The organism is Pseudanabaena cinerea FACHB-1277 (assembly GCF_014696345.1).
In the GTDB taxonomy this organism is placed as follows: domain Bacteria; phylum Cyanobacteriota; class Cyanobacteriia; order Pseudanabaenales; family Pseudanabaenaceae; genus Pseudanabaena; species Pseudanabaena cinerea.
Window position 1 is genome coordinate 1 of sequence record NZ_JACJPY010000014.1, and the last position, 22569, is coordinate 22569.

Below are 22569 nucleotides of genomic sequence, written 5' to 3' on the forward strand. Positions count from 1 at the left end.
CAGGATTGACAGAAATTTCTGTTGTGCCTTGGTTGCTACTTTCGGTAATATGTCATTAATGCTATTCATTTGGTGCTTTGATTCATTACTTGCACCTTATCTGATGAATAGCTTTTTTGTTCCCCTTTTTTTATGTCCGAAGTATTGGTTTATGTTAAAAATTAATTAATCGCCGCTAAACCTGCTGTGACCATAGAGTCTTTAGCTCAACCCAAACCACTTTAGATAGGTTGAAATAATTGGATTTCCAAAAAACAAGGAAAGTCCGCCCCCTAAAGCTAAAAAAGGACCAAAGGGAATTGGCTGCTGTTTTTGATGATTACTACAAATCATTGCGATCGCGCCAATAGCAGTACCAATTGCCGAAGCCAGCAAAATTGTAAGTAAGATGTTTTGCCAACCTAACCACATTCCCATCATTGCCGCTAACTTGGGATCGCCGCCGCCCATCGCTTCCTTCTGCAAAAATATTCGCCCCGCAATTCGCATAATATCCAACAACCAAATCCCCAAAACCGCTCCACCAATCCCTCCTATCAACATTTTGGCGATAGAACTATCACTAGATGTCATTGCTAAGCTTCCTTGATAAAGGATTCCTAAAACCAACCCAGACTGTGTAAGCGAATTTGGCAATGTCATCGTATCAATATCAATCATTGCCAGCGCCAATAACCAACTAAGGAACAAAGCATAAAAACATAAAACTAGAATAGGTTGTGAAGTTCCGAAATAGGCTGCTACACACCAAAATAGAAATGCCGTAAAAGCCTCGATCGCTGGATAACGCCATGACACAGGCGTATGACAATAGCGACATTTACCCTTGATCAAAAACCAACCAATCACAGGAATATTGTCGCGGGGCGCAAGTTGCCGCAAGCAATGGGGACAACGGGATGGCGGGTATAGGATCGACAATCCCGCAGGTATGCGATAGATTACCACATTTAAAAAGCTGCCAATGCAAGCACCTATGGTAATTGCTAAGGCTTGAATGAGAAGGGATTCGATAAATAACACAGGCTTGGGAGATGCAAGTGACACAATTATACAATTACACCAATTACACCAATTACACCAATTACCGATCAGACTAGCCGCAGGACAAATTTTGAGCGCAAAGCGTTGTCGAGTTTTAAGACAACAAGCAAATTACATCTTAGCAATGGGCAATCGAGTTGCTGCCGAAAGTTTTTTAGAATCTTTTGCGTGTCCTACATGGTGCAAGAGATCTAGAAAAGATTATGGATTTTATTTGATTAAAAAGAGAAGCACCCATTGGGTGCTTTCTTCGTTAATATGCGTCTTGTAGCTCGTAAAAATCTGGCGTGACATAATCCTTTCGCATCGGATAGCCGATCCAGTCTTCAGGCATTAAAATCCGCTTAAGATTGGGATGTCCTTCATAAACAATGCCATACATATCAAAGGTTTCACGCTCCTGCCAATCGGCAGTCTTCCAGATCCAATAGACCGAAGGACAACGAGGATCGACACGGGGTAAAAATACCTTCACGCGCACTTCTTCAAGGCGATCGCTCTTGTTTATCCCTTCATCCGTGATCTTCGCCAAATGATACATACTCACCAAGCTATCACCAGCCCCTGCATCATAACCACATTGACACATCAAGTAGTTAAAGCCATAGGCATAGAGCGCTGTGGAGAAAGGTAACAAAAACTGGCGATCAATCTTGAGAATGGGAACGCCCTGATGATCGAGACCCAAAAATTCATGGTCAAAACCATTGCTAGTCAACCATTGTGATATGGGGGCGCTGACTTCCGTAGTTGCTAGGGCAGCTTCCGTTTGAGTTGATTTATCCAAAGTATTATCTGCCAACGGTTTCTACCTCCTTTGGAGCCATTTGCAAAGCGGGTAAAGGAATACCTGATTCCACCAATTCTTTAGGCGGAGTCATACGGCTAGGCATTTCTAGATATTGTCCAGTCAAAATTGGATCGACCACCTTCATTTCATGCTTTACGGCATAATAGCGATGGGTGCGATTGAGATTTGCCCTTTCTTGAAAGCCTTCTGCACCAATCTTTTTGCGAAGCTTAATGATCGCGTCCATAATTGCTTCGGGGCGGGGAGGGCAACCAGGGATATAGACATCCACAGGGATCAACTTATCAACACCGCGTACCGTAGTGTAGGAGTCAGTGCTGAACATTCCGCCCGTAATTGTGCAAGCGCCCATGGCAATTACATACTTAGGCTCTTGCATCTGCTCATAGAGACGCACAAGGGCAGGAGCCATTTTCATTGTTACTGTACCTGCGACAATGATTAAATCTGCTTGGCGAGGACTAGAACGGGGTAACAGACCAAAGCGATCGAAGTCAAAACGGGAGCCGATCATCGCGGCAAACTCAATGAAGCAGCAGCTAGTACCATAGAGCATCGGCCAGAGGCTAGACATTCTCGACCAGTTGTAAAGGTCATTGAGGGTGGTCAAAATGACATTATTAGACAAGTCTTGAGTGACTTGAGGCTTTTCGACGGGGTTAATGAGGCGTTGGGTTTGTTCTTCGATACTAAAGTCCAAACCAACATTTTCAGCTTTCATGACCATTCTAAGGCTCCTTTTCTCCAAGCGTAGACTAGACCTAGTACCAAAATGCCAATAAATATGATGGCTTCAACAAAGGCTAATAGCCCCAGTTTACTAAATGCCACCGCCCAAGGATACAAAAATACGGTTTCCACATCGAAGATCACGAAGGCAAGGGCAAACATATAGTAGCGAATATTAAACTGAATCCATGCGCCACCGATCGGTTCGCAGCCAGATTCGTAGGTGGTGCGTCCTGCGGCTCCGCCTTGGGCAGGACTCAACAGCCCCGATAGAGCCAGTCCCGACAGGGGGACTAATGTACATACAATGATGAATACCAGTAAGTATTCGTATCCGCTTAAAACCAAGATGGATTACCTCTTCAAGCTATCTTGACTAAAATTCCAAAGGGAGATGCTAAGTACATTATATGGGTGAGGGGGTAGATGAAAATTTGTTACAGGCTAGAAATTTTTCTATGCTTTGACTTATATAATTAGAGCTTATGTCAAATCCTCAATTAAATACTGCTGGGCTTAGGTCTTTAGCAGCAATCATGGGATTTTGACGAGTCTGCAATTATATTTATTCATTCTTTATTTATTTCCAAAAATATTTCCAAAAATATTTCCAAAAGTTGACATTCAAAACCAAGGATTGGTGGTGTAAAACGCCGCAACTCTAATTCTTGGATGTGAATGGATGGTCAAATCTAGCTAATACAGCATTGTGGTAGCTAGATTATCCCAATCAAAACCAATTAAAAAACAATCAAAATAACAAAATAATCACAAAAATTTAGGAGAATCCATGAGTCAAGGTTTAGCAACGCTTTTGCGTGTTGGTACACAGAAATCTCACTCGGCGGCTGAGAGTACTGACTTTATCAAATGCTTTTTGAAGGGCGTGGTTGATAAGTCGTCTTATAGCAGACTGGTTGGCAATCTTTATTTTGTCTACAAGGCGATCGAGGCAGAATTTGAGGTTCACAAAAATGATCCCGTATTGAGCAAGCTCTATTACCGTGAGCTATGGCGCGAAAAGAGTCTTGAACTAGATATGTTGTTTTACTTTGGCTCCAACTGGCGCGAAGTGGTCAAGCCCACTCCTGCTTGTGAAAAGTATCTCGCTCGTATTCGCGAGATTTCGGCTAATGATCCTGTGTTGCTAGTGGCTCACGCCTATACCCGCTACATGGGCGATCTGTCTGGTGGTCAAATCCTCAAGAAAATCGCCAAGGAGTCGATGGGCTTGGAAGAGGGCAATGGTACTGCTTTCTATGAGTTTGACGATATCCGCAATCATGGTGAATTTAAGAAGCGCTACCGTGAGGCTCTTGACACTTTGCCTGTAGATGCTGCCACGGCTGAGCGCATTGTCGATGAAGCTAATGCTTCTTTTCATATGAATATGGCGATGTTTCGGGAGTTGGAAGGTAATTGGTTGCTGGCGCTGACTAAGTTTGGCTGGAATTCTTTAGTTACTAAGCTTAAGGGTGAGCCGAAGGCTAACGGCACGATGCGCCGCGAGTCTAAGGCTGCCAGTTAGTATTTTTAGTATTTACAGCGCTTTGCGTTTGTACCTCAAAAAAGGAAAGATAGCTTTGCTATCTTTCCTTTTCTTTTGGCTTCACAAATTGATAACGCAAAAATAGCTCTGAGTCATGGCTATAGACCGATCGCAATTCTAGTTTGGGGATGTCGCCGCCGCCCATGCCATAGTCAGAACCGCCGATAATGGTCATGTTTTCGACACCGCCAACAACGTAGGGCGCGATACTGAGAAATATTTCATCGGCGAGATGTTGGGATATGAGGCTGTAGTTGAGGGATGCGCCGCCTTCGACTAAAAGCCGTTTAATACCAAATTGTTGCCATAGGATGGCTAGTACTGCTCGCAGATCGATCGCTTGATTGTGATGATCTTGGTTAGGCAGTCGCAGGATTTGGGCTTTTTGGCTTACCCAAGGGGCGATCGCTGCCTTCTCAGAGGTAATCACTAATCGTAATTCCTGACCTGCATTCCAAAAACGATGATCTTCGGGGAGATTGCCTGAGTTGGTGATCACGATGCCGAGGGGCTGTGGTTGCGCGAAATGTCTCAGGCGATCGGTAACGAGATCGTCGGGTAATGTGGGAATGAAAGCATCGTGACGCAGTGTATTTGCCCCTGCGATTACGCCATCCACCTGCGATCGCAATCGTTTCATGAGGTAGCGATCGGGGCGTGAGCCTAATTTACCTAGTTCTCCTTTAAAAGTTGTGGCTTTACCATCAATGCTAGACACCATATTAAAAATGACATAGGGGCGTTTAGAACCATCATGAAGGGAATTTAGAGAACTTAAAGAATTTATGGGGATCTCTAAATCAACACCCTCACAGGGAAAGCTGAGTTCATCAAAGTCATAAATGCGATCGCGGGAAGCAAACAGACTTTTATACATAAAAATTGAGAATATAAATTGAGAATATAGTTTTAGTTATTACACATCTTCTTAATGGGCAAACCTTTTTTCAGCATGAATGCCGTATACAAGCATTTGCTATTTAGTTATAACAAGATCGAGTCCCACAAAACTTAACCTAAGCTATGCAAACGCTTTCCGAGAGAGCCGATTACCTTCAGAATTATGCCCCCGAAATGGGAGCAGAGCCAGCAACTGCTACTTGTCTCAAATTTGCCATTGATTTACAATCTGTTGGTCTGTTAGAAAGTGAATTTGTTCAGGAAGTCTTGACCATTAGATCAATTAATATCATCCCTGTACCTAACAAACCATCTTGTATTTTAGGGATTTTGAGCCGCCGTCGCCTTGTCTATTGGGGGGTTGACTTGGCAATGTTGTTGGGAATGCAGCCATTGAGCCAAAATATCTCACTTTATGAAGTAATTTTGATCTCGATGCAAAACTTGGCTTTAGCATTGGTTGTTCCCAAAATTATGGGTATAGTACATATTCCCCTTGGGCATATTGCCAATGATATTACCTTGATGCCAGCCCCATTAAAGCCCTATCTTAAGGGATATGCTAAAGAACAGAATCACATTGCCTATCTCCTCAAAGCTGAGAGTATTTTACAATCCAATATTTTGCATTCCTAGCCTTGGACATATCGTAGCTGCTGACCACAGAATGCCTCAGCCCCAAAGTTAAAGTGCCATACCTAGATCTGATACAAAGTCAGTCAACACAATGGAATCCTGTCGAAATGTTTTATTAGAATTTGTATATGAGGAGGCAAATGCTCAGATTCAGAGCTTAGGAATTGGTATTAGACATAAATATAATCTTGATGAAGTCATCGCCTATGCCTTAAATCGATTGCCCCCCAAGTTTGCTTCAACGGATGTTGATCTGCAAATTATGCGCCAGCAATGCGAGGCTATGCGTACTGATATAAGTAAGATGGTGCGTCAGGCGTTGCTCGGCGTAAGACGCGATCCCTTGCGGCAGCCAGAATCCCTTGAAGACATTGAGTTGGCAAATGCGCCCTATGCTTTGTTGCAGGTACAGGATATTTTAGGCAGGAAAAGCTTAATGTGGAGCGATCTTCCCAAAGCGCTAGAAGATGCTTTAGAGGCGGCGATCGCTAAATATAATTCTGGCAATTACTCCGCACAACTTAGAGGGACTTTGGGGCAGAATCGCTTCAACGCTAGTATGTATTTAAAAAAGTCTGTACTACAAAGTCAGCCTCTGAGTGAGATTAAGCGCCGTGATTATGAAGTCTATATGCTAGAAAGTCGGCAGTTAGTACATTCCTTAGAAAGATTAGTAATTCGGATGGCGCAAAACCGTGCGGGGTCTTTTCCTCAGAATGAGTTACGGTTTATTCGGCTTGAAGATGTCCTCGCTAAATCCTTAAATCGCCTACCGCCCTTATATGCAACCTCTAGTAAAGGGCTAGGTCATTTACGCCATTACGCTCAGATGAATATTGGCTCAGAGGTATCAATTATTGTGCATGAAGCGATGCTAAAAACCCGCCAGCAAAATCTCCAGAGATGTGATCAACCAATGTTTTATAGAGTGCGCTATGAAAGGGAACAGGCTTTGTTGAAGTTGGGGCGGATGTTGAATCGTGAGGTGAGGTGGCAAAACGTTGTGGAAGTGGTTTCAAAATCCTTAGAGTTGGCAAAATCGGGGAAGGTTTGTTGGCAGCGAGAATGTGCTGCCTCACCAAATGCTGTCTCACCCAATCAAGAGGAATGGCGTAGCAATCCTCTTTAATTGGTGAGATTTTAAAGTTAAGAAATGCGTAATAACTCAACGTCAAAGATTAAGGTGGCTTTTGGGGGGATCACGCCGCCAGCACCGCGATCGCCATAACCGAGTTCGGGGGGAATAATTAGTTTATAGCGATCGCCCACACGCATCAGAGCTAAACCTTCATCCCAACCTTTGATTACTTGACCAGCACCAAGCTTGAAGGAAAAAGGACTATTGCGATCGCGGGAGCTATCAAACTTAGAACCATCTTCGAGCGTGCCGATGTAATGCACTACCACGGTCTGCCCCGCTTTGGGTGAAGCCCCTGTGCCAGAGGTGATCACCTTATACTTAAGCCCTGTGCCAGTTTCTTTGATGTCGGAGTCATTCATACTAATTAATGGTACTGTTGCTATTTTTACTTGTTGAGGCGCACCAGTCGAGGGCTCACCCCCACTGGCGATCGCTGATTGACTACCTGTAATCTGGGCGACTACAATCACCAAAACCGCCACTGCCATAATGCCAAAGCTAATCAAAATTCCTTTCAAGACTATCCCTCCAATCAACATTTTTATGATACAGCGCTTTACGCTGACTTAAAACCAAGAAATAATTTTGAAATTGTCACTTTGTAACGGTTTCCAAATTATTGCCAAATTGCTCAACCAATCTAAGGACAGCAACACAATTGCGATCGCTAGACCTTGCTTTGGAGAAATATTGGAGTAAAGTTATGCCAGGAACGAGATTTGAACTCGTGACACGTGGATTTTCAGTCCACTGCTCTACCAACTGAGCTATCCCGGCTTATTGCTTAAAATTGCTTTTGCGCGTTTGTTTTTTTGCGCTTTACTAACATAGCACTAAGGGGTAATTTTGATCAAGCCCAAATAAGATTTATTGAAAGAAAGTTTTTATCAGTGTCAATTAGTTAGTGGTCATTAGCCAAAAAACAGATCTCAAGCCATCGCGCAGAGACTTCACAGGACTCTCAGGCTCAAACTTGGAAGGAATGGTTACGGGCTGGATTTGAATACCCCGACTACCCAATACAATTTTGCCAATTACTAAGGCGCGGGACATATGATAATCGGAGGTTACTAAGTAAATATTGTTGATTTGGCGCTTTTCTAGCTCCTTGACCATCACTGTAAAATTGGAAACCGTGTCCACTGCACGATAGTCTAGGTGAATGCGATCGCGGTCTATACCTTCTTGGTCAAATACATATTCAGCATATTCTTCGGGGCTACCTGACGATACAAAAATAGGCAGTTGAGGATGTTGACGGGCAAACTTAGCGGCGAATTTTTCACGGGTGGGCGAGCCGCCTAATACTAAAATTGCTTGTGGCGTATTGATTTTGGGGCTGGTGCCTAATTGCGTCACGGCGGGAAGTCCAAAGATAATAGAACTAGAACCAACTAACCCACATAAGGTTGTAATGCAAGTAATTTTTGATAGTGGGTTGATCATCATCGTGGTGACGTTGGTGATTACGTTACAAATCAGAAGGATAGTAGCATCGAAAGGGCGATTATTTGAAGCACTTATGCTTAACTAAAAGCTAAGCTCACGGCGACCCTCGATCGCTTTTGCCAGAGTTACTTCATCTGCATATTCTAAGTCACCGCCCATCGGAATACCAAAGGCAATTCGCGTAACTTTTGTAAAAGGTTTGAGCAACCCGCCCACATACAAAGTTGTGGTTTCGCCCTCCACACTAGGGGCGATCGCCATAATCACCTCTGCCACCTTTCCACCACTCACGCGCCGCACTAGTCCTTGAATATTTAAATGATCGGGTGTGATACCATCCATCGGCGAAATCAAACCACCAAGGACATGATATTTGCCACGATATTCGCGGGTTTTTTCAAGGGCAATTAGATCGCGGGAGTCAGACACCACGCAAATCACCGTATGATCGCGATTAGGATGGGCGCAAATCTCGCAAATTGGCTCTGCCGATAGATGTCCACATATAGAGCAGTTGCCCACTTGCTGCTTAGCCTGCACTAAAGACTGGGCAAGTGCCTCTATTTCTTCAGCAGGGCGTTTAATAATGTGCAAGGCTAGCCTTTGAGCAGTTTTTGCCCCTACCCCTGGCAGTCGTTGCAGTTGTTCGATCAGATTGGCTAAGGGGCGAGTATACAAAACAGGGTTACTAAATAGCTAATTGACCTTGCAATTTTAGCTCATACCAAATTAAAAAATTGCTACACCACTTTTTAATTTGTTGCAATTAATTTGTCGCAATTAATTTGCTGTAATTAACTTGCTGTAATTAACTTGCTGTAATTATTTGAGGGAGTATTGAGTCAAAGCAACGATGCTTCCAAAGTTTCTATGGGTATTAATTGGCGATCGCTATAATAGAAAGCCTTGTTTACATCTCAGCTAATCTTGCGAATATGTCCAACCCCGATCTCCCCCAGCCAGAGGCAAATCTGATTATTAACGTCACCAACGCCAATGTATCGCGGCGAGCAAGAGTGCGTGAACATGTCAACCCTTTAGCCAAAAAGTATAGTACGGCGATCGCCCCGCCCGTATGGACAGATATTTATGCAGACTGGTCAAAGCCCCTCAGCCTTGACATTGGCTCAGCAAGAGGGCGTTACATTTTACAAATGGCACAACTAAAACCACATTGGAATTTTTTGGGCTTAGAAATTCGGGAACCCCTAGTCGATCGCTGCAACCAAGTCCGCGATGAGTTGGGCTTATCCAATTTGCACTATATTTTTTGCAACGCTAATGTTTCCCTTGCAGGTTTGCTGAGCAAAAATACCTTGCACGAAGTCACAATTCAATTTCCCGATCCTTGGTTTAAGCGGCGGCAACAAAAGCGCCGTACTGTCCAGCCTGAACTAGTAGCAACCCTCGCTGAGCTATTAGTTGCCGATGCCCCTGTATTCCTGCAATCGGATGTTTATGAGGTGGCCCTAGATATGCGAGCAACCTTTGAGGCAAATGAAAATTTTATTAATCTCGCTGGAGTGGGAAATTTTGCCGATGACCATACTTTTCCAGAGCATATTGCCACGGAGCGCGAAAACTCGGTAATTAGCCAAGGACTGCCAGTATATCGGGTCTATTTAAAAAGAAAGCCTGATGATTTACTGATTGTGTAAACGAACTTTATCAATAATAAATAATTGCACTAAATTTAACGCCTCAATAATATCGTCAATCACTTTTAACACGGCGTTCAAGTCTGTTAGTGCCAGATGCTCGATCCTCAATACTAGGTTTCTGATTTGCACAGCGCCAACATTGCTGCTTGAGCCTTTGATGTGGTGTGCCTCTGCCATAACCTGATGGCGATCGCCCATAAACGCCGCCGCACGCATACTATCTAGTCTTTGTGCCAGATCTTCTACATACACTTCCAACACTTCAATCTCAAACTCCAGATCGCCTTCTGATATCTGATGAAGCTGCTCTAAATCTATTGGAGAATCAGATTGATGACTCATAAACAATGTCAATAATATAAATATTTATAGCTGTCGTTAGAATTTTAGTATATAAACTCCCACGAAATTAATGGCACATACAGTCTTTTGAGGCTTTGAGTAGTACATAAACATTTTAAAAAGTGGGGCGAAGTGTCACTTTTTAAAACGGGTGGTGCTGCAAAGAAATTTGTTGAATATGAATTACTAATGACAGATAGGGATCGGTGTTAGAATTAAAGCCTGAATGTAAAGATTTAAGAACCTCTCTATTAAAATAGATTAAGCATAAGGATCACATACATTAACTACCAAGTGCAGCGCTTGGCAAATCTAAATTCAATCCAAAACTATATTTCAAATCAGTTTATTAAATTAAATTAACCATGCGTATCATTTTGATGACAGGAAAAGGCGGAGTGGGCAAAACCTCCGTAGCAGCAGCCACAGGCTTACGCTGTGCGGAATTGGGTTATAAAACTCTCGTCTTGAGTACTGACCCTGCCCATTCTCTTGCGGATAGTTTTATGGTTGAGCTAGGGCATGACCCTAAGGAAGTCCGTCCAAACCTATGGGGGGCAGAGCTAGACGCATTGAGGGAGTTGGAAGGAAACTGGGGTGCGGTGAAGCGCTATATCAGTGAGGTTTTGCAGGCGCGAGGATTGGAAGGCGTACAGGCAGAAGAGCTAGCGATTTTGCCAGGGATGGATGAAATTTTTGGCTTGGTACGGGTGAAGCGTCATTATGATGAAAAGGATTTTGATGTATTGGTGATTGACTCTGCGCCAACAGGTACAGCTTTGCGGTTGCTATCTTTGCCTGAAGTGGCGGGTTGGTATATGCGAAAGTTTTACAAACCGTTACAGGGGATGGCGCAGGTATTGAGTCCAGTCTTTGAGCCAATTTTTAAGCGAGTGACGGGTTTCTCTTTGCCTAACAAAGAGGTGATGGATGCACCCTACGAGTTTTATGAAGAGCTAGAGGCTTTAGAAAAAATTCTGACGGATAATACAATTACCACGGTGCGGTTGGTGACGAATCCTGAAAAGATGGTGATTAATGAGTCCTTAAGGGCGCATTCCTATCTCAGTCTTTACAATGTGGCTACGGATTTGGTGATTGCGAATCGGATTATTCCTGAAGAGGTGCAAGATCCTTTCTTTAAGGTTTGGAAGGATAACCAAAAGCAATATTGTGAACAGATTTATCGTGATTTCAGTCCATTGCCGATCAAGCAGATTCCACTTTATGCTGAAGAGATGTGTGGCTTTGCGGCTTTGGAAAGGTTGAAAGAAACTTTGTTTGGGGATGAAGATCCTGCTCAGGTCTATTACAAGGAAAATACGATGCGGGTGGTGGAAGAGAATAAAGAATACCGTCTGGAGTTGTATCTTCCAGGCGTACCCAAGGAGGCGATCGAGTTAACAAAAACGGGTGATGAGCTAAATATTCGTATCGGTAATCATCGCCGTAATTTGGTGTTGCCACAGGCGCTGTCGGTGTTGCAAACCACTGGAGCAAAGATGGAAGATGATTATTTGAAAATTCGGTTTTCTACTCCCGTCTAGTGTCCCCAGATACTCATCGTAATTAAAACCTAAAACTAGAAGCTGTTCCGCCTGTGTGGTGGCTGGGACAGCTTTCTAGGTTTCTAGTTTATTTGTGCTTAGCTACTTGTCAACCCAATTAGAACTTTGAAAGCGTTGTAAGGCAAGGATTTTAAGATTTTGATTGAGGGGCTATGGAGAATCTATGAGGGCAAAACTCTGGGCAAATTGATCAAAAGCTTCTGTATCTTTAGCCGTATTAGGTTGATAGTAACTAACGCTATAGGCGAATTGATCTGTAGTTAAAGTCAAAATTTTGACCTGCCAATTATCCGATGTAAATTCTTTTTGATTGGCGGATTTTGCGCCCTTGACCTGTGCGTCTAGGGGCGTGACCATCGCCTCTTTGCCTAACTCGTCAGGAATGCTGGCGATCGCGGGGGCATTGAGAGGTTGGCGCAACACGATCGCATAGGGTTGTTGATTTTGACGCAATTGCTGCCTGAGCTTATCGAGATCTTGCACACCTCCCCCCAAGTCGCGACTGGGTGTAAATACCACCGTACTTACACCCGAATTCTCTAAGCCTAGATCGATCGCCCGCCATTGAGCAGGGTAGCGCAGACTATAGCCCGTCCCCATATACTTGGTGGTAGATTCTGGCTTAGCATCCTCAGAGCTACAAAGCTCCGCCCGACTGCCATCTTTATCGACATGCAGAATATAACGAATATCTTCAGAAATCAGGGATACTTTTAAACCATCTTGGTTAGGTAAAGTCGTTTGGCAAAGGTCGCTGACATTGATTGATAGCGGCGACTTAGCCTCAATGGCGATCGCTGTCTGTGCAGAGATTTTTAACTGCGATCGCAGATGGTTGATGGCGACATCTTCAGCACGATTTGTAGATTGGTTGGGCTGACAACTGACGATGATCGCGGCGATCGCCACTATTGACAAGCCCAGCGTTAGGGGCGAATAAGTGATAAATTTTGGCATAACATAAACAGTAAATTTAGAACCCAACGAGATGATGCAAACTTTGATTTTTCCTGCGATCGTGACTATTTTGGCATTGCTAGTTTACTTTGGATTAGGCATTGGTGTGGGCGTAGCTCGTGTTAAGTATAAAATTATGCCGCCACAAACCACAGGCAATGAAGACTTTGAGCGTGTATATCGCGCTCACCAGAATACCCTAGAACAAATTGTGATCTTTTTGCCTTGTCTATGGCTATTTAGTATTTTCGTCAGCCCGAATTTGGGGGCGATTTTGGGTGGTGTTTGGGTGATTGGGCGCATTGGTTATGCTTGGGGTTATTATGTCGAAGCCAGCAAAAGAGCCGCAGGCAATGCGATCGCTTCCCTTGCCACCCTTGCACTTATGTTTGGGACTCTCTATAACCTTACGATGCGGCTGATTAATTGATGCGCCAGGCAGGGCAAATACAGGGGGATAGCCCCTACCTGAATAATTCATATTTTGTAGGGGCTATGCTCCCGTGCTAGCCCGAAACCTTAGCGATCGCAGGAATTCTATCTGCGTGCTATATCAAGGTTTGCATCAATTGAGTCAGGCTTCTTAACTTAATTGGCTTGGATAGGTAGTCATTTGCTCCAGCGTCTAGGCATCTCTCACGATCGCCTGTCATTGCCAGAGCCGTCAGGGCAATAATGGGAACATCAACCAAATCAGGATCGCAGCGAATTTGCCTGATTGCCTCTAGACCGTCCATGACAGGCATTTGAATATCCATCAAAATCAGATCAGGATGCTCAGCTTTGGCGATCGCGATCGCCTGCTGCCCATCGTTAGCCACAACTAAGCGGTAGCCCTTGGCTTGGAGATAACTGGAGAAGGTGGCAACATTAGCCTCGTTATCTTCTGCGAGTAAAATCAATGGCGAAACCACTACGTCCATTGAGCATTGAGTTATTGGTAACTGTCCTGAGGCATCCTGCTCAGTTTGCGTTTCTATATCAAGATGATTGTTGGGGTCGATGGGAAGATTAATAGCAAAGCAACTGCCAACTCCCACTTCGCTGGTCAGTTCCACACTGCCGCCATGCAGCTCAACCAGATTCTTTACCAAAGCTAAACCCAAGCCAGTGCCATTGTATTGACGGTTTAACGCACTATCGATTTGGATAAATGGTTGGAATAGTTTCTGAATATTTTCGGCGGAGATCCCTATACCCGTATCAATTACAGCTATTTTTAGGAGGTTAGTATTCGGGCGGTGGGTGGCAGTTGTCTCAGACGAAACTAGGGATACTGCCAAAGTAATCGTTCCTCCCTCTAAGGTGAATTTCACCGCATTGTTTAGCAAATTGATCAAGACTTGACGAATTCGTCTCTCATCTACGATTATTTCTGGCAAATATTTGGGAATCTGAGGGATGATTTGGATACGTTTTGTCAGTGCTTGCTGCTTAATAAATGCCAAACTAGATTTACATAAGCTTTCTATATCAGTAATCGCTAAATCTAGGTTAATCTGTCCCGATTCAATCTTTGCGACATCGAGAATGTCATTGATCAATGCTAAAAGATGGGTGCTACTATTCTCAATGGTCTGCAATGCTTTGAGTTGTCGCTCATTAATATTGCCAAATATGCCCTCCTGTAGCGATTCGTTCATTCCTAAAATTGAATTGAGCGGTGTGCGGAGTTCGTGGCTCATATTGGCAAGAAATTCGTCCTTAAGGCGGGTGGCTCGCATCAGTTCTTGGTTCGCTAATTGCAATTTCGCTTCGGCAGATTTGCGATCGCTAATATCCTGTACGCTCGTCCAGATCAATAACTCTTCATTCCGCAAAATCATTATTCCCGACAAAAGTACTGGCACAAGATGTCCGTCTTTATGGATATATTCCTTTTCATAGGGACCATAGCGACCCTCTGTTTGAATTAACTGCATTTGTTCGGCTTCTTGCTCAGCATATTTAGCAGGCGTAATATCCCAATAACTGAGAGATAGAACTTCCTCAACCGTGCGTCCTAAGATTTGGGCAAAGGCAGCGTTAACAAATACCAATTGTCCATCTAGGCGACAGCTTGCTAAACCAATGGGAAACTCTGTGACTAACTGACGATTAAAGGCTTCACTTTCTGCGAGGTTTTCTTCGGCAATCTTGCGATCGCTAATATCTTGATATGTCCCTAAAACCCCTATCACATCTCCATTTAAGTCCCGTAACGGTATTTTATTGGTTTCCAACCAAATAGTTTTACCATTTTCCTGATATTGAGTCTCGATAATATTTAGTTTAGGTTTGCCAGAGGTTATAACTTGGCGATCGTCGCTTCTATAGCTATCTGCTTCACTATTTCTCCAAGGCATCTCATAGTCAGTCTTGCCGACTATTTCCGATGACGAGTTTAATCCTGCGCTCACCGCAAAGTTCTGATTGCAACCTAAATAGACTGACTGGCGATCTTTCCAAAATACAAATAGTGGAAATGTATCAAGCACTAGTTGTAGAAATTGTTTTGATTCAAAAAGTTCATTCTCTACTTTTTTCCGTTCGGTAATATCTCTAAAAATTCCTCTGGTGGCGATTGGTACGCCATCTTTTAGTTGACAGTTCACATTGCCTTCCACAACAATTGTTTGACCATCCTTAGTTACAAATCTAGTCTCGATCGCGATGCATTGTTCACCACAAAATAGATTTTGCATAGCGATCTGACAATGTTCAAGGTCTTCAGGATGGATGATTTGAAAAATCGATAAGTTTTTTAATTCAGCTTCGCTATAGCCTAAGGTGCTTTTCCATGCACGATTTACAAATGAGATATTTCCTTCTGGAGATATGCTCTGGATTAAATCAGTGGCATTGTCAAAAAAGTCTCGAAGTTGTTCCTCCCGTTCTTGTAGTGCTTGAGTCCGTTCTAGTACACGCTCCTCTAGCTCATGGTTGAGGCGATTGAGGGCTTCGTTGACATTTTTGCGCTGCAATTCTGCCGATGCTCTCGCGGCAAAGACCTGCAAAATGCCGATCGCTTCAACCCTTGCAGTTTCCGACATTGGCTTTGTATCTAAAACACAAAGATTGCCAATGACGTTACCATCATCATCTTTTAAAACAATTCCTAAATAGCTTTCAGCTTGCATGGTCACAAGATCGAAATCTTCGGCAAATGCTGCTTGGACGGCTTCCTCGCAATGATATTGTCCTTCTATCATGCAACGCTCGCAGGGAGTCTTGGCGGGTAGATAGGAAATAGATGGTTGTAAGCTCCCATTTGCCCAAAACCCCAACGAAACCAATCGCTCATCCACCACTTCGGTCACGAGAGCATAGGCGACATCAAGAGCCTCAGCAATGTGGCGCACCAATTCCACAAAAAAGTCTGCGCCTGTAACGGCGGCGGTTCCTGTTACGAGTTTTTGTAAGACTGTCTCGGCGCGTTTGCGATCGCTAATATCAGTAATTGTCCCCACATAGCCAATGATTTCGCCATAAATATCATATTCAGCACAGGCTCGTGAAAGTACCCAAGTTATAGAACCATCGGGCTTTTGAAAACGACATTCCAGTTCAAACGGGCGATTCTCCTGTACGGAGGCATACCATGCTGCGCCAACTTTTTCGCGATCTTCAGGATGCAATGCTCTCGCCCAGTTAGGGCCAGACGCTTCTGCGGCGGTCAAACCTGCGATCTCACACCAGCGATCGTTGAGGTAGATCGCGTCACCAGTGGTATTAGTGCGGTAAATGCCCACAGGAGCAGATGCAGCTAGGGACTCAAAACGTTTCTGGCTCTCACTTAAGGAAATCTCGATCTGTTTTCGAGCCGTAATATTTACGCCAACCCCCAAAACCCCATCTATACTACCAAAACTACCAAATATTTTAATCGGGCGCTTTTGCCATTGGAGCCATAGAAGACCAAGATCTGCATGATGTATTTTCTCTTCGGGCAGGAACTTATCCTGTTGGCTGGAAATTATCTGACGATTTTCTTGGAGAAATCGCTCTGAATCTATAGGGTTGCGATGGAATTCAGCATCTGTCTTACCCCCCAGATTTTCAACTGTGGTGTTATAAAAATCAGCCATAGTTTGATTGGCAAGGAGATAGCGACCATCCCAATCTTTGACAAAAATCATATTGGGATTGCTGTCAATGACTAATCTAAAAAATTCCTGTTGTTGCTGAATTTGATCCCGACTTGCCCGCAATGACTCCTCAATTTTTAAGCGTTCTTGATTTTCTTGTCTTAAATCGGCGATCGCTTGTTGGAGTTCGGCAGTTCGTTCTTTGACCGTATTTTCTAAACTCTCCTGAGCAAGTCTTAATTCTAGTTCAACTGTTTTGAGAGAAGTGACATCGCGGATCACCCCAATTCTGCTGAAGTGGGAGTTTTCGATAACGCAAGTTTCAGCGAGTAAAGCCAAATAATTTGTGCCATCGGCTCGACACATGATCATTTCCACTTCGAGGCTGCAAGTCTCATCGGCACAGGAAGGGCGCTGTTGCAACCATGCCTCTAGATAGGGTTGCTTTAATACTTGCACTGATTGCCCGATCGCCGCTTCAGGAGCAATATCACTAAACTCGGCAAGCGTATTGTTAATGTACTGGATATTTCCTCGGCAATCTAAAATATAGATGCCATCCTTGACGCTCTGGATCGCACGGTTGAGTAATTGTAACTGCCCTTCGGTTTGATGACGGCTTAGGGTTTTACTAATGGTTACGGGTAAAATTTTCAGATAGTTACGTTCGGGATCTTTGATCAAATAGTCCGCCGCCCCTTGGTTCATCAATCTTGCCGCCGTTTCCTCATCCCCACTACCTGTCGAGATCACAAACGGACAATTTTGTTCTTTTAGAATCGAAAATAGTTCGCTAGATTGACCATCGCCTAAGTTGTAATCGAGAATCGCAATTTGAAATCGGCGATCGCTCAAGATTGCTAAAGCTTCTGTCAGAGAGCTTGCTAAGGAATAGTCATAGGGCAATCCATACTGCTTGACTGTGCGTGTGAAAGCGAGGCGATCAATTTGATCGTCTTCGACAAGCAGAAGTTGAATTTTTTCTGAACTATTGGTAGTGGCTGCCATAAACTTATTGGGATATATCTACATAAAATCAAGAAGCAAAACTCGGAATTTCGCTTAATCGCCAATATTGGTAAAGAATCTGTAACTTCTCAACAAAAGCGGGATATTCTAGCGGTTTGACAATATATCCTGCCGCACTTAATTCAAAACTAGCAAGACGATCCTGCTCTTCTTGAGAAGTCGTCAAAATGACTACGGGGATTTTGCACCAATCAGGATCGGACTTGAGGATTTTGAGAAATTCTAGCCCATTCATCCTTGGCATATTTAGATCTAATAAGATTAATGCAGGGACTGGATTGTTAGGATCTCGTAAAAAATCTAGAGCAGATTCACCATCGGATCTGACATGGAGAGGATTATTGGCACTTATATCCCTTAACCCACGTTTGAGGGTCATAATATCCAAAAGATCATCTTCTACAAGCAAAATTGGGTCGAAACTTCTCATGATTCTTGCACCTCAACCATGGATTCTGACATGGAATTTGGCATAGATCCTGACATAGGTAATGTAAACCAAAATGTACTACCCTTAGCAACTTCAGAATGCAACCAAATTTTACCACCATAGGTTTCGACAATTTTTTTGACAATCGCCAAGCCTACTCCCGTACTCTCAGACTGATCTCGCGGCACTAGGGTTTGAAAGATTTGAAACACTTTGTCAAAATGTCTAGAATCAATACCCATGCCTGTATCACTGACATAAAATTCCCAATAGTCATGTTTTTGTGAATGACCGATGTGAATTTCACCTTCAGGCTTACCCATATATTTTACAGCATTACCAATCAAGTTTTGAAATACCTGTTGCATTCGGGTCTTTTCTGCCCACAAGGTCGGCAACTCGCTATCGATCGCAATGTGAATTCCATTGGGTGCAGCAATTATATCAATGGTTTCATGCAGTAATCGTGCAAGATTTACTTGGGTCTTATTTTCCTTGACCCGACCAACGCGGGAATATTGCAATACGCCATCGATGAGATCGCTCATGCGCCTTACGCGCCCACTCATCAGCCTCAGCATATCGCGCCCTTCGTCATCAAGGCGATCGCCATAATCATTTTGCACCCAATCCGCCAAAGACGCGATACCGCGCAAGGGAGCCTTGAGATCGTGGGAGACTATATAGGCAAAGTCTTTCAGTTCTTGATTGACGGCGGCTAGTTCGGAAACTAATTTTAGCTGGCGATTTTCTGACAATTTCCGTTCAATCGCATGGAGAATGGAGCGCTCAAGTAAGGTGGCACTTAGAAAATTTCCCTTAACTAAGTAGTCCGATGCTCCTAATGCCATGGCTTTTTGATCGATTTCGCGATCGCCCACTCCCGTCAGCAAAATTATGGGCTTAGTACATCCTGTTTTAATCGCTGCTTGCAACAGTTCTAAGCCGTTTTCTTTGCCAAGGCGAAAGTCAAAAAGATAGACATCATGGCAATTTTTGCCAATTTCGACCAAGCCGTCATCATAGTTGTCAACCCAAGTCAGTTTGAAGTCCAATAATTCGGCTTCGCTCAAAAAATCACGAGCCACAATATAGTCATCTTCATCATCGTCAACGAGTAGAACTCGACAAGTATCTAAGGTCATTGTTTTCTGGTGAATTAATGATTTATTTGGAAAGCCCTCACCCCCCAGCCCCCTCTCCCATTAAGGGAGAGGGGGAGTAAAACTAATTTCTTGTTCCCCTCTCCCTTTTTGGGAGAGGGGCTAGGGGTGAGGGTCTTAAAACCTTTTGCGAAACATGATCAATTTATTTAGAAGCGCGATCGGGTAATTCCACAATTTCAAACCAATAGGTTCCCAGCATCTTCATGATTTGCACCATTGAATCAAATACAACAGGCTTGGCAATAAAGGAACTCACCCCCAGATCGTAGGTGCGGAGGATATCTTCCTCTGCCTTAGAAGTTGTGAGGACGACGATAGGAATTTGGCGAAGATCGGGATCGGCTTTGATCTCTTTGAGGGCTTCGCGACCATCCTTGCGCGGCATATTCAGATCTAATAGGATTAAGCTAGGACGAGGCGCACTCGCGGGATCGCTGTAGTCGCCGCGACATTTGAGATAGTCTAACAACTCCACCCCATCACCCACAAAATGTAAATCATTGGCAAGGCGGTTTTCTTCGAGAGCCTCTTGCATGAGTAGGCGATCGTCCTCATCATCTTCCGCGACTAGAATCGTAACGCTTTTTACTTTTTTAGTAGGCATCCTGTAGATCTCCTTTAAGTTGGTGAGTTGGTAAGGTAAAAATAAAAGTCGCGCCTTGGTCGAGTTCGCCCTGTGCGATTAAGGTTCCATTGTGCCTCTCTGCAATCTTACGGCAAATAGCTAGCCCAATCCCCGTACCTTCAAAAGTCTTTCGCCCATGCAGTCGCTGGAAAATCTGAAAAATGCGTTCAGCATATTGCTGTTCAAAGCCGATGCCATTATCAATGACCCGAATTTCACACCATTCTTGCTCATTTTCCATGTAAACCCGCGATCTCACCTGCACCATTGGCGTAACCCCTTCGCGGATAAATTTCAAAGCATTGCCGATCAGGTTTTGCAAAATTTGCCGCATTTGTAGAGCATCAGCTTCAACAACAGGCAGAGGATCTACTTCAAGAATTACGCCTGACTTCTCGATCCGCACCTCTAGGTCAGAGAGCACTCCCTCCAAAACCTCAGATAAGTTGATCGGTTGAAAGGGCTGCGCCTTGGTCGTCACCCGCGAGAAGTCGAGCAGGTCATTGATTAAAATCTGGGCGCGACTCGCCGCATTTAACATTCGTTCTAAATAATCCAATCCTTTTTCGTTTAAGGAATCTTGGCAAGTTGATTTGAGGCGATCGCCAAAAGCCTGAATTTTGCGTAGGGGTTCCTGCAAATCATGGGAAGAAACATAGGCAAAGTCTAATAATTCGCGGTTACTAACTTCTAGACGCTCATTCATCACGTTTAACTTTTTCATCGCCCCTTCCACTTCCTTTCGCAGCTTGATTTCGATTTCTTTGCGAGTTGTGATTTCACTTTCGAGCGCAATGAACTGTATTAACTCCCCATCGTCATCGAAGACAGGGTTAATATTTAGCGATAGCCAATATGCTTTGCCATCCTTGCTGTAGTTCAAAATCTCCCCAGAAAATGGTTCATGCTTTGCCAGCGCCTCACGAATTGAGTTAACTGTCTCCTGTGAAGTTTTCTCTCCTTGCAAAAAATCCCCCGGCTTTTTACCAATGACTTCAGCCAAGGTATAACCCGTCAATTTATGGAAACTATCGTTAACCCATTCAATTTCGCCATGAGCATTGGTAACGATCGCCACATTATCAGTTTTACTCGCAATTACAGATAGCTTCTGCAACTCAATATCCGCCGCTTTACGAGCCGTGATGTCTTTGCGAATTGCCAAATATTGATAGGGCTTGCCATCTTCATTCAAGAAAGGCACGATAGTCGTATCAACCCAATAGAAGGTTCCATCCTTAGCGCGGTTTTTGATTTCAGCCCGCCAAGTTTGACCACTGGCGATCGTTCTCCACATCTCCACAAAAAACGATCGCGGATGATGCCCCGAACTGAGAAGGCGATGATTTTGACCGATTAGCTCTTCACGGCTATATTGTGAGATTTCACAAAATTTATCATTGACAAAGGTAATCGTTCCTTGGATATCGGTAATGGCAATAATTGCAGTCTGATCGAGAGCCGATGTGATATCTTTTACTTCCTTCTCTGCTTGCTTTTGGCTGGTAATATCTTTGGCGAACCCCATATACCCCGTTATTTCGCCGCTTTCGGTGCGAATCGCCGTAATCGTCAGCATGACAGGAAACTTCGAGCCATCTTTACGAATATAAGTCCATTCCCGTTCATACACCTGTCCCAATTTCGCCTTGGCAGTGAAGACTTCAAACCCAACAGGAATATCTGTATTTAGCTCCTGCGTTAAATGTTGGGCTTGGGAGGCAATTTCATAAAACTCATGAAAAATTGCTGGGCTAGTCTTGCCCACAATCTCCGATGCGTCATAGCCTAGCATCCTCTCTGCTGCCCTATTAAAGGACTGGATCGTGCCATTCAAATCGGTCGCAATGATCGAAAAGTTGGCGTTGTCTAAGATCGCCTGCTTGAGGGATAAGACTGCATCTAGTTGTGATTCGGTGGAATTGCGATTAAGCCTTAACTCCAGTTGATTAACTACGAGACGGCTCAGGGCTTCTAACTGTCTGATTTGGGCTTCGGTGAGGTTGTGCGGTTGTGAATCGATCGCACATAGAGTTCCTAACGCATAATAATCATGGGTAATTAAAGGAACTCCCGCATAAAAGCGAATATTTGGATCGTTTGTCACCAAAGGATTGTCGGCAAATCGGGGATCTTGACTCGCATCAGGGATATTTAAGGTTGCCTTGGCGGCAACGGCGTGACCGCAAAAGGAAATATCGCGAGGGGTTTCCGTGGCATTTAGCCCAACACGAGATTTAAACCACTGGCGATCCCTGTCTACTAATGAAATGAGGGCGATCGGCGTGCCGCAGATATCCGCCGCAAGTTGCGTCAAGTCGTCATAGACTTGCTCTGGTAAGGTATCGAGAATATGGTAGCGATCGAGGGCAACTAGGCGATCGCTTTCATCGGCGGGAATTTCAGGTGTTTGCATAATTAATTTACTGATACAATTATTCTTGAAATAAAAGAGATTGAGGGGG

The 22569-nt window shown here is 44.0% G+C and carries 21 protein-coding genes and 1 tRNA gene; 6 read left to right on the plus strand and 16 right to left on the minus strand.

All coding sequences use genetic code 11. From position 1 onward, the window contains the following. Positions 1–201: 201 nt before the first annotated feature. The 4 genes from H6F44_RS06645 to ndhC all read right to left on the minus strand — a co-directional run bounded on the left by H6F44_RS06645 (position 202) and on the right by ndhC (position 2935). Complete coding sequence (locus tag H6F44_RS06645; protein ID WP_322096176.1) at positions 202–1047, minus strand: prepilin peptidase; 846 nt, start codon at positions 1045–1047, stop codon at positions 202–204. A 250-nt stretch (positions 1048–1297) separates the two neighbouring features. After that, complete coding sequence (locus H6F44_RS06650) at positions 1298–1831, minus strand: NAD(P)H-quinone oxidoreductase subunit J (RefSeq protein WP_407681864.1); 534 nt, start codon at positions 1829–1831, stop codon at positions 1298–1300. Between the two features lie 4 nt (positions 1832–1835). Further along, the gene (locus H6F44_RS06655; protein ID WP_190350180.1) at positions 1836–2576 is read right to left on the minus strand and encodes an NADH dehydrogenase subunit K; all 741 of its coding nucleotides are present in this window, start codon (positions 2574–2576) and stop codon (positions 1836–1838) included. Beyond that, positions 2573–2935, minus strand: a complete 363-nt coding sequence (ndhC, locus tag H6F44_RS06660; RefSeq protein ID WP_190350233.1) for an NADH-quinone oxidoreductase subunit A — start codon at positions 2933–2935, stop codon at positions 2573–2575. Before ndhC ends, H6F44_RS06655 begins: the two co-directional genes overlap by 4 nt. A 439-nt stretch (positions 2936–3374) precedes the next feature. Between ndhC and H6F44_RS06665 the strand changes: the two genes are divergently transcribed. Then, on the plus strand, positions 3375–4112 hold the full coding sequence (locus H6F44_RS06665) for a biliverdin-producing heme oxygenase (protein ID WP_190350181.1): 738 nt from the start codon (positions 3375–3377) through the stop codon (positions 4110–4112). A gap of 58 nt (positions 4113–4170) precedes the next feature. Here the strand turns inward: H6F44_RS06665 and H6F44_RS06670 are convergent, their stop codons facing one another. Next, a complete protein-coding gene (locus H6F44_RS06670; protein ID WP_190350182.1) occupies positions 4171–5010 on the minus strand; it encodes a RibD family protein in 840 nt (279 codons plus the stop codon). A 146-nt stretch (positions 5011–5156) separates the two neighbouring features. Between H6F44_RS06670 and H6F44_RS06675 the strand changes: the two genes are divergently transcribed. Together H6F44_RS06675 and H6F44_RS06680 are read left to right on the plus strand one after the other, a co-directional pair. Next, positions 5157–5669, plus strand: a complete 513-nt coding sequence (locus H6F44_RS06675; RefSeq protein WP_190350183.1) for a chemotaxis protein CheW — start codon at positions 5157–5159, stop codon at positions 5667–5669. Between the two features lie 91 nt (positions 5670–5760). Beyond that, positions 5761–6798 (plus strand): late competence development ComFB family protein, encoded by a 1038-nt coding sequence (locus H6F44_RS06680; protein ID WP_190350184.1) that lies wholly within the window; start codon positions 5761–5763, stop codon positions 6796–6798. 17 nt (positions 6799–6815) lie between these two features. Here the strand turns inward: H6F44_RS06680 and H6F44_RS06685 are convergent, their stop codons facing one another. The 4 genes from H6F44_RS06685 to recR all read right to left on the minus strand — a co-directional run bounded on the left by H6F44_RS06685 (position 6816) and on the right by recR (position 8937). Further along, positions 6816–7328 carry an FKBP-type peptidyl-prolyl cis-trans isomerase gene (locus H6F44_RS06685; protein WP_190350185.1) on the minus strand — a complete coding sequence of 171 codons (513 nt, stop codon included), beginning with the start codon at positions 7326–7328 and terminating at the stop codon, positions 6816–6818. A 186-nt stretch (positions 7329–7514) separates the two neighbouring features. Next, positions 7515–7587 (minus strand) — tRNA-Phe (locus H6F44_RS06690). Between the two features lie 120 nt (positions 7588–7707). Further along, a complete protein-coding gene (locus tag H6F44_RS06695; RefSeq protein WP_322096177.1) occupies positions 7708–8169 on the minus strand; it encodes a YdcF family protein in 462 nt (153 codons plus the stop codon). Between the two features lie 171 nt (positions 8170–8340). Then, positions 8341–8937 carry a recombination mediator RecR gene (recR, locus tag H6F44_RS06700; RefSeq protein WP_190350187.1) on the minus strand — a complete coding sequence of 199 codons (597 nt, stop codon included), beginning with the start codon at positions 8935–8937 and terminating at the stop codon, positions 8341–8343. Positions 8938–9194: 257 nt separating this feature from the next. Here recR and trmB point away from each other — a divergent pair, with 257 nt between their 5' ends. Continuing rightward, positions 9195–9917, plus strand: coding sequence for a tRNA (guanosine(46)-N7)-methyltransferase TrmB (trmB, locus tag H6F44_RS06705; RefSeq protein WP_190350188.1), 723 nt, complete (start codon positions 9195–9197; stop codon positions 9915–9917). Here trmB and H6F44_RS06710 read toward each other — a convergent pair. Then, positions 9903–10262 (minus strand): Hpt domain-containing protein, encoded by a 360-nt coding sequence (locus H6F44_RS06710; RefSeq protein ID WP_190350189.1) that lies wholly within the window; start codon positions 10260–10262, stop codon positions 9903–9905. The two genes, trmB and H6F44_RS06710, sit on opposite strands and share 15 nt — an antisense overlap. Before the next feature lie 365 nt (positions 10263–10627). On the opposite strand from H6F44_RS06710, the gene H6F44_RS06715 reads away from it, so the two are divergent. Next, positions 10628–11809: a TRC40/GET3/ArsA family transport-energizing ATPase gene (locus H6F44_RS06715; RefSeq protein WP_190350190.1), complete on the plus strand. Its 1182-nt coding sequence runs from the start codon at positions 10628–10630 to the stop codon at positions 11807–11809. 171 nt (positions 11810–11980) lie between these two features. Here the strand turns inward: H6F44_RS06715 and H6F44_RS06720 are convergent, their stop codons facing one another. After that, positions 11981–12787 (minus strand): hypothetical protein, encoded by an 807-nt coding sequence (locus tag H6F44_RS06720; RefSeq protein ID WP_190350191.1) that lies wholly within the window; start codon positions 12785–12787, stop codon positions 11981–11983. Between the two features lie 34 nt (positions 12788–12821). Here H6F44_RS06720 and H6F44_RS06725 point away from each other — a divergent pair, with 34 nt between their 5' ends. Then, positions 12822–13217 carry an MAPEG family protein gene (locus tag H6F44_RS06725; RefSeq protein ID WP_190350192.1) on the plus strand — a complete coding sequence of 132 codons (396 nt, stop codon included), beginning with the start codon at positions 12822–12824 and terminating at the stop codon, positions 13215–13217. Between the two features lie 118 nt (positions 13218–13335). Here H6F44_RS06725 and H6F44_RS22795 read toward each other — a convergent pair whose 3' ends face one another. From H6F44_RS22795 to H6F44_RS06760, 5 genes are all read right to left on the minus strand, one after another. Then, positions 13336–17862, minus strand: a complete 4527-nt coding sequence (locus H6F44_RS22795; protein WP_199302027.1) for a PAS domain S-box protein — start codon at positions 17860–17862, stop codon at positions 13336–13338. 28 nt (positions 17863–17890) lie between these two features. Further along, complete coding sequence (locus tag H6F44_RS06745) at positions 17891–18313, minus strand: response regulator (protein WP_190350193.1); 423 nt, start codon at positions 18311–18313, stop codon at positions 17891–17893. Continuing rightward, a complete protein-coding gene (locus H6F44_RS06750; protein WP_190350194.1) occupies positions 18310–19458 on the minus strand; it encodes a sensor histidine kinase in 1149 nt (382 codons plus the stop codon). Before H6F44_RS06750 ends, H6F44_RS06745 begins: the two co-directional genes overlap by 4 nt. Positions 19459–19621: 163 nt before the next feature. Beyond that, complete coding sequence (locus H6F44_RS06755; RefSeq protein WP_190350195.1) at positions 19622–20083, minus strand: response regulator; 462 nt, start codon at positions 20081–20083, stop codon at positions 19622–19624. After that, positions 20073–22520 carry a PAS domain S-box protein gene (locus H6F44_RS06760; protein WP_190350196.1) on the minus strand — a complete coding sequence of 816 codons (2448 nt, stop codon included), beginning with the start codon at positions 22518–22520 and terminating at the stop codon, positions 20073–20075. The genes H6F44_RS06755 and H6F44_RS06760 overlap by 11 nt, the downstream gene beginning before the upstream one ends. Positions 22521–22569 lie beyond the last annotated feature (49 nt).

Coding starts and splice junctions, on each gene's coding strand:
- H6F44_RS06755 (WP_190350195.1), bottom strand. CDS start 20,083: ATGCCTACTAAAAAAGTAAAAAGCGTTACGATTCTAGTCGCGGAAGAT.
- H6F44_RS06715 (WP_190350190.1), top strand. CDS start 10,628: ATGCGTATCATTTTGATGACAGGAAAAGGCGGAGTGGGCAAAACCTCC.
- H6F44_RS06710 (WP_190350189.1), bottom strand. CDS start 10,262: ATGAGTCATCAATCTGATTCTCCAATAGATTTAGAGCAGCTTCATCAG.
- H6F44_RS06760 (WP_190350196.1), bottom strand. CDS start 22,520: ATGCAAACACCTGAAATTCCCGCCGATGAAAGCGATCGCCTAGTTGCC.
- H6F44_RS06720 (WP_190350191.1), bottom strand. CDS start 12,787: ATGCCAAAATTTATCACTTATTCGCCCCTAACGCTGGGCTTGTCAATA.
- H6F44_RS06745 (WP_190350193.1), bottom strand. CDS start 18,313: ATGAGAAGTTTCGACCCAATTTTGCTTGTAGAAGATGATCTTTTGGAT.
- trmB (WP_190350188.1), top strand. CDS start 9,195: ATGTCCAACCCCGATCTCCCCCAGCCAGAGGCAAATCTGATTATTAAC.
- H6F44_RS06655 (WP_190350180.1), bottom strand. CDS start 2,576: ATGAAAGCTGAAAATGTTGGTTTGGACTTTAGTATCGAAGAACAAACC.
- H6F44_RS06750 (WP_190350194.1), bottom strand. CDS start 19,458: ATGACCTTAGATACTTGTCGAGTTCTACTCGTTGACGATGATGAAGAT.
- H6F44_RS06680 (WP_190350184.1), top strand. CDS start 5,761: ATGGAATCCTGTCGAAATGTTTTATTAGAATTTGTATATGAGGAGGCA.
- H6F44_RS06725 (WP_190350192.1), top strand. CDS start 12,822: ATGCAAACTTTGATTTTTCCTGCGATCGTGACTATTTTGGCATTGCTA.
- H6F44_RS06675 (WP_190350183.1), top strand. CDS start 5,157: ATGCAAACGCTTTCCGAGAGAGCCGATTACCTTCAGAATTATGCCCCC.
- H6F44_RS22795 (WP_199302027.1), bottom strand. CDS start 17,862: ATGGCAGCCACTACCAATAGTTCAGAAAAAATTCAACTTCTGCTTGTC.
- H6F44_RS06670 (WP_190350182.1), bottom strand. CDS start 5,010: ATGTATAAAAGTCTGTTTGCTTCCCGCGATCGCATTTATGACTTTGAT.
- H6F44_RS06665 (WP_190350181.1), top strand. CDS start 3,375: ATGAGTCAAGGTTTAGCAACGCTTTTGCGTGTTGGTACACAGAAATCT.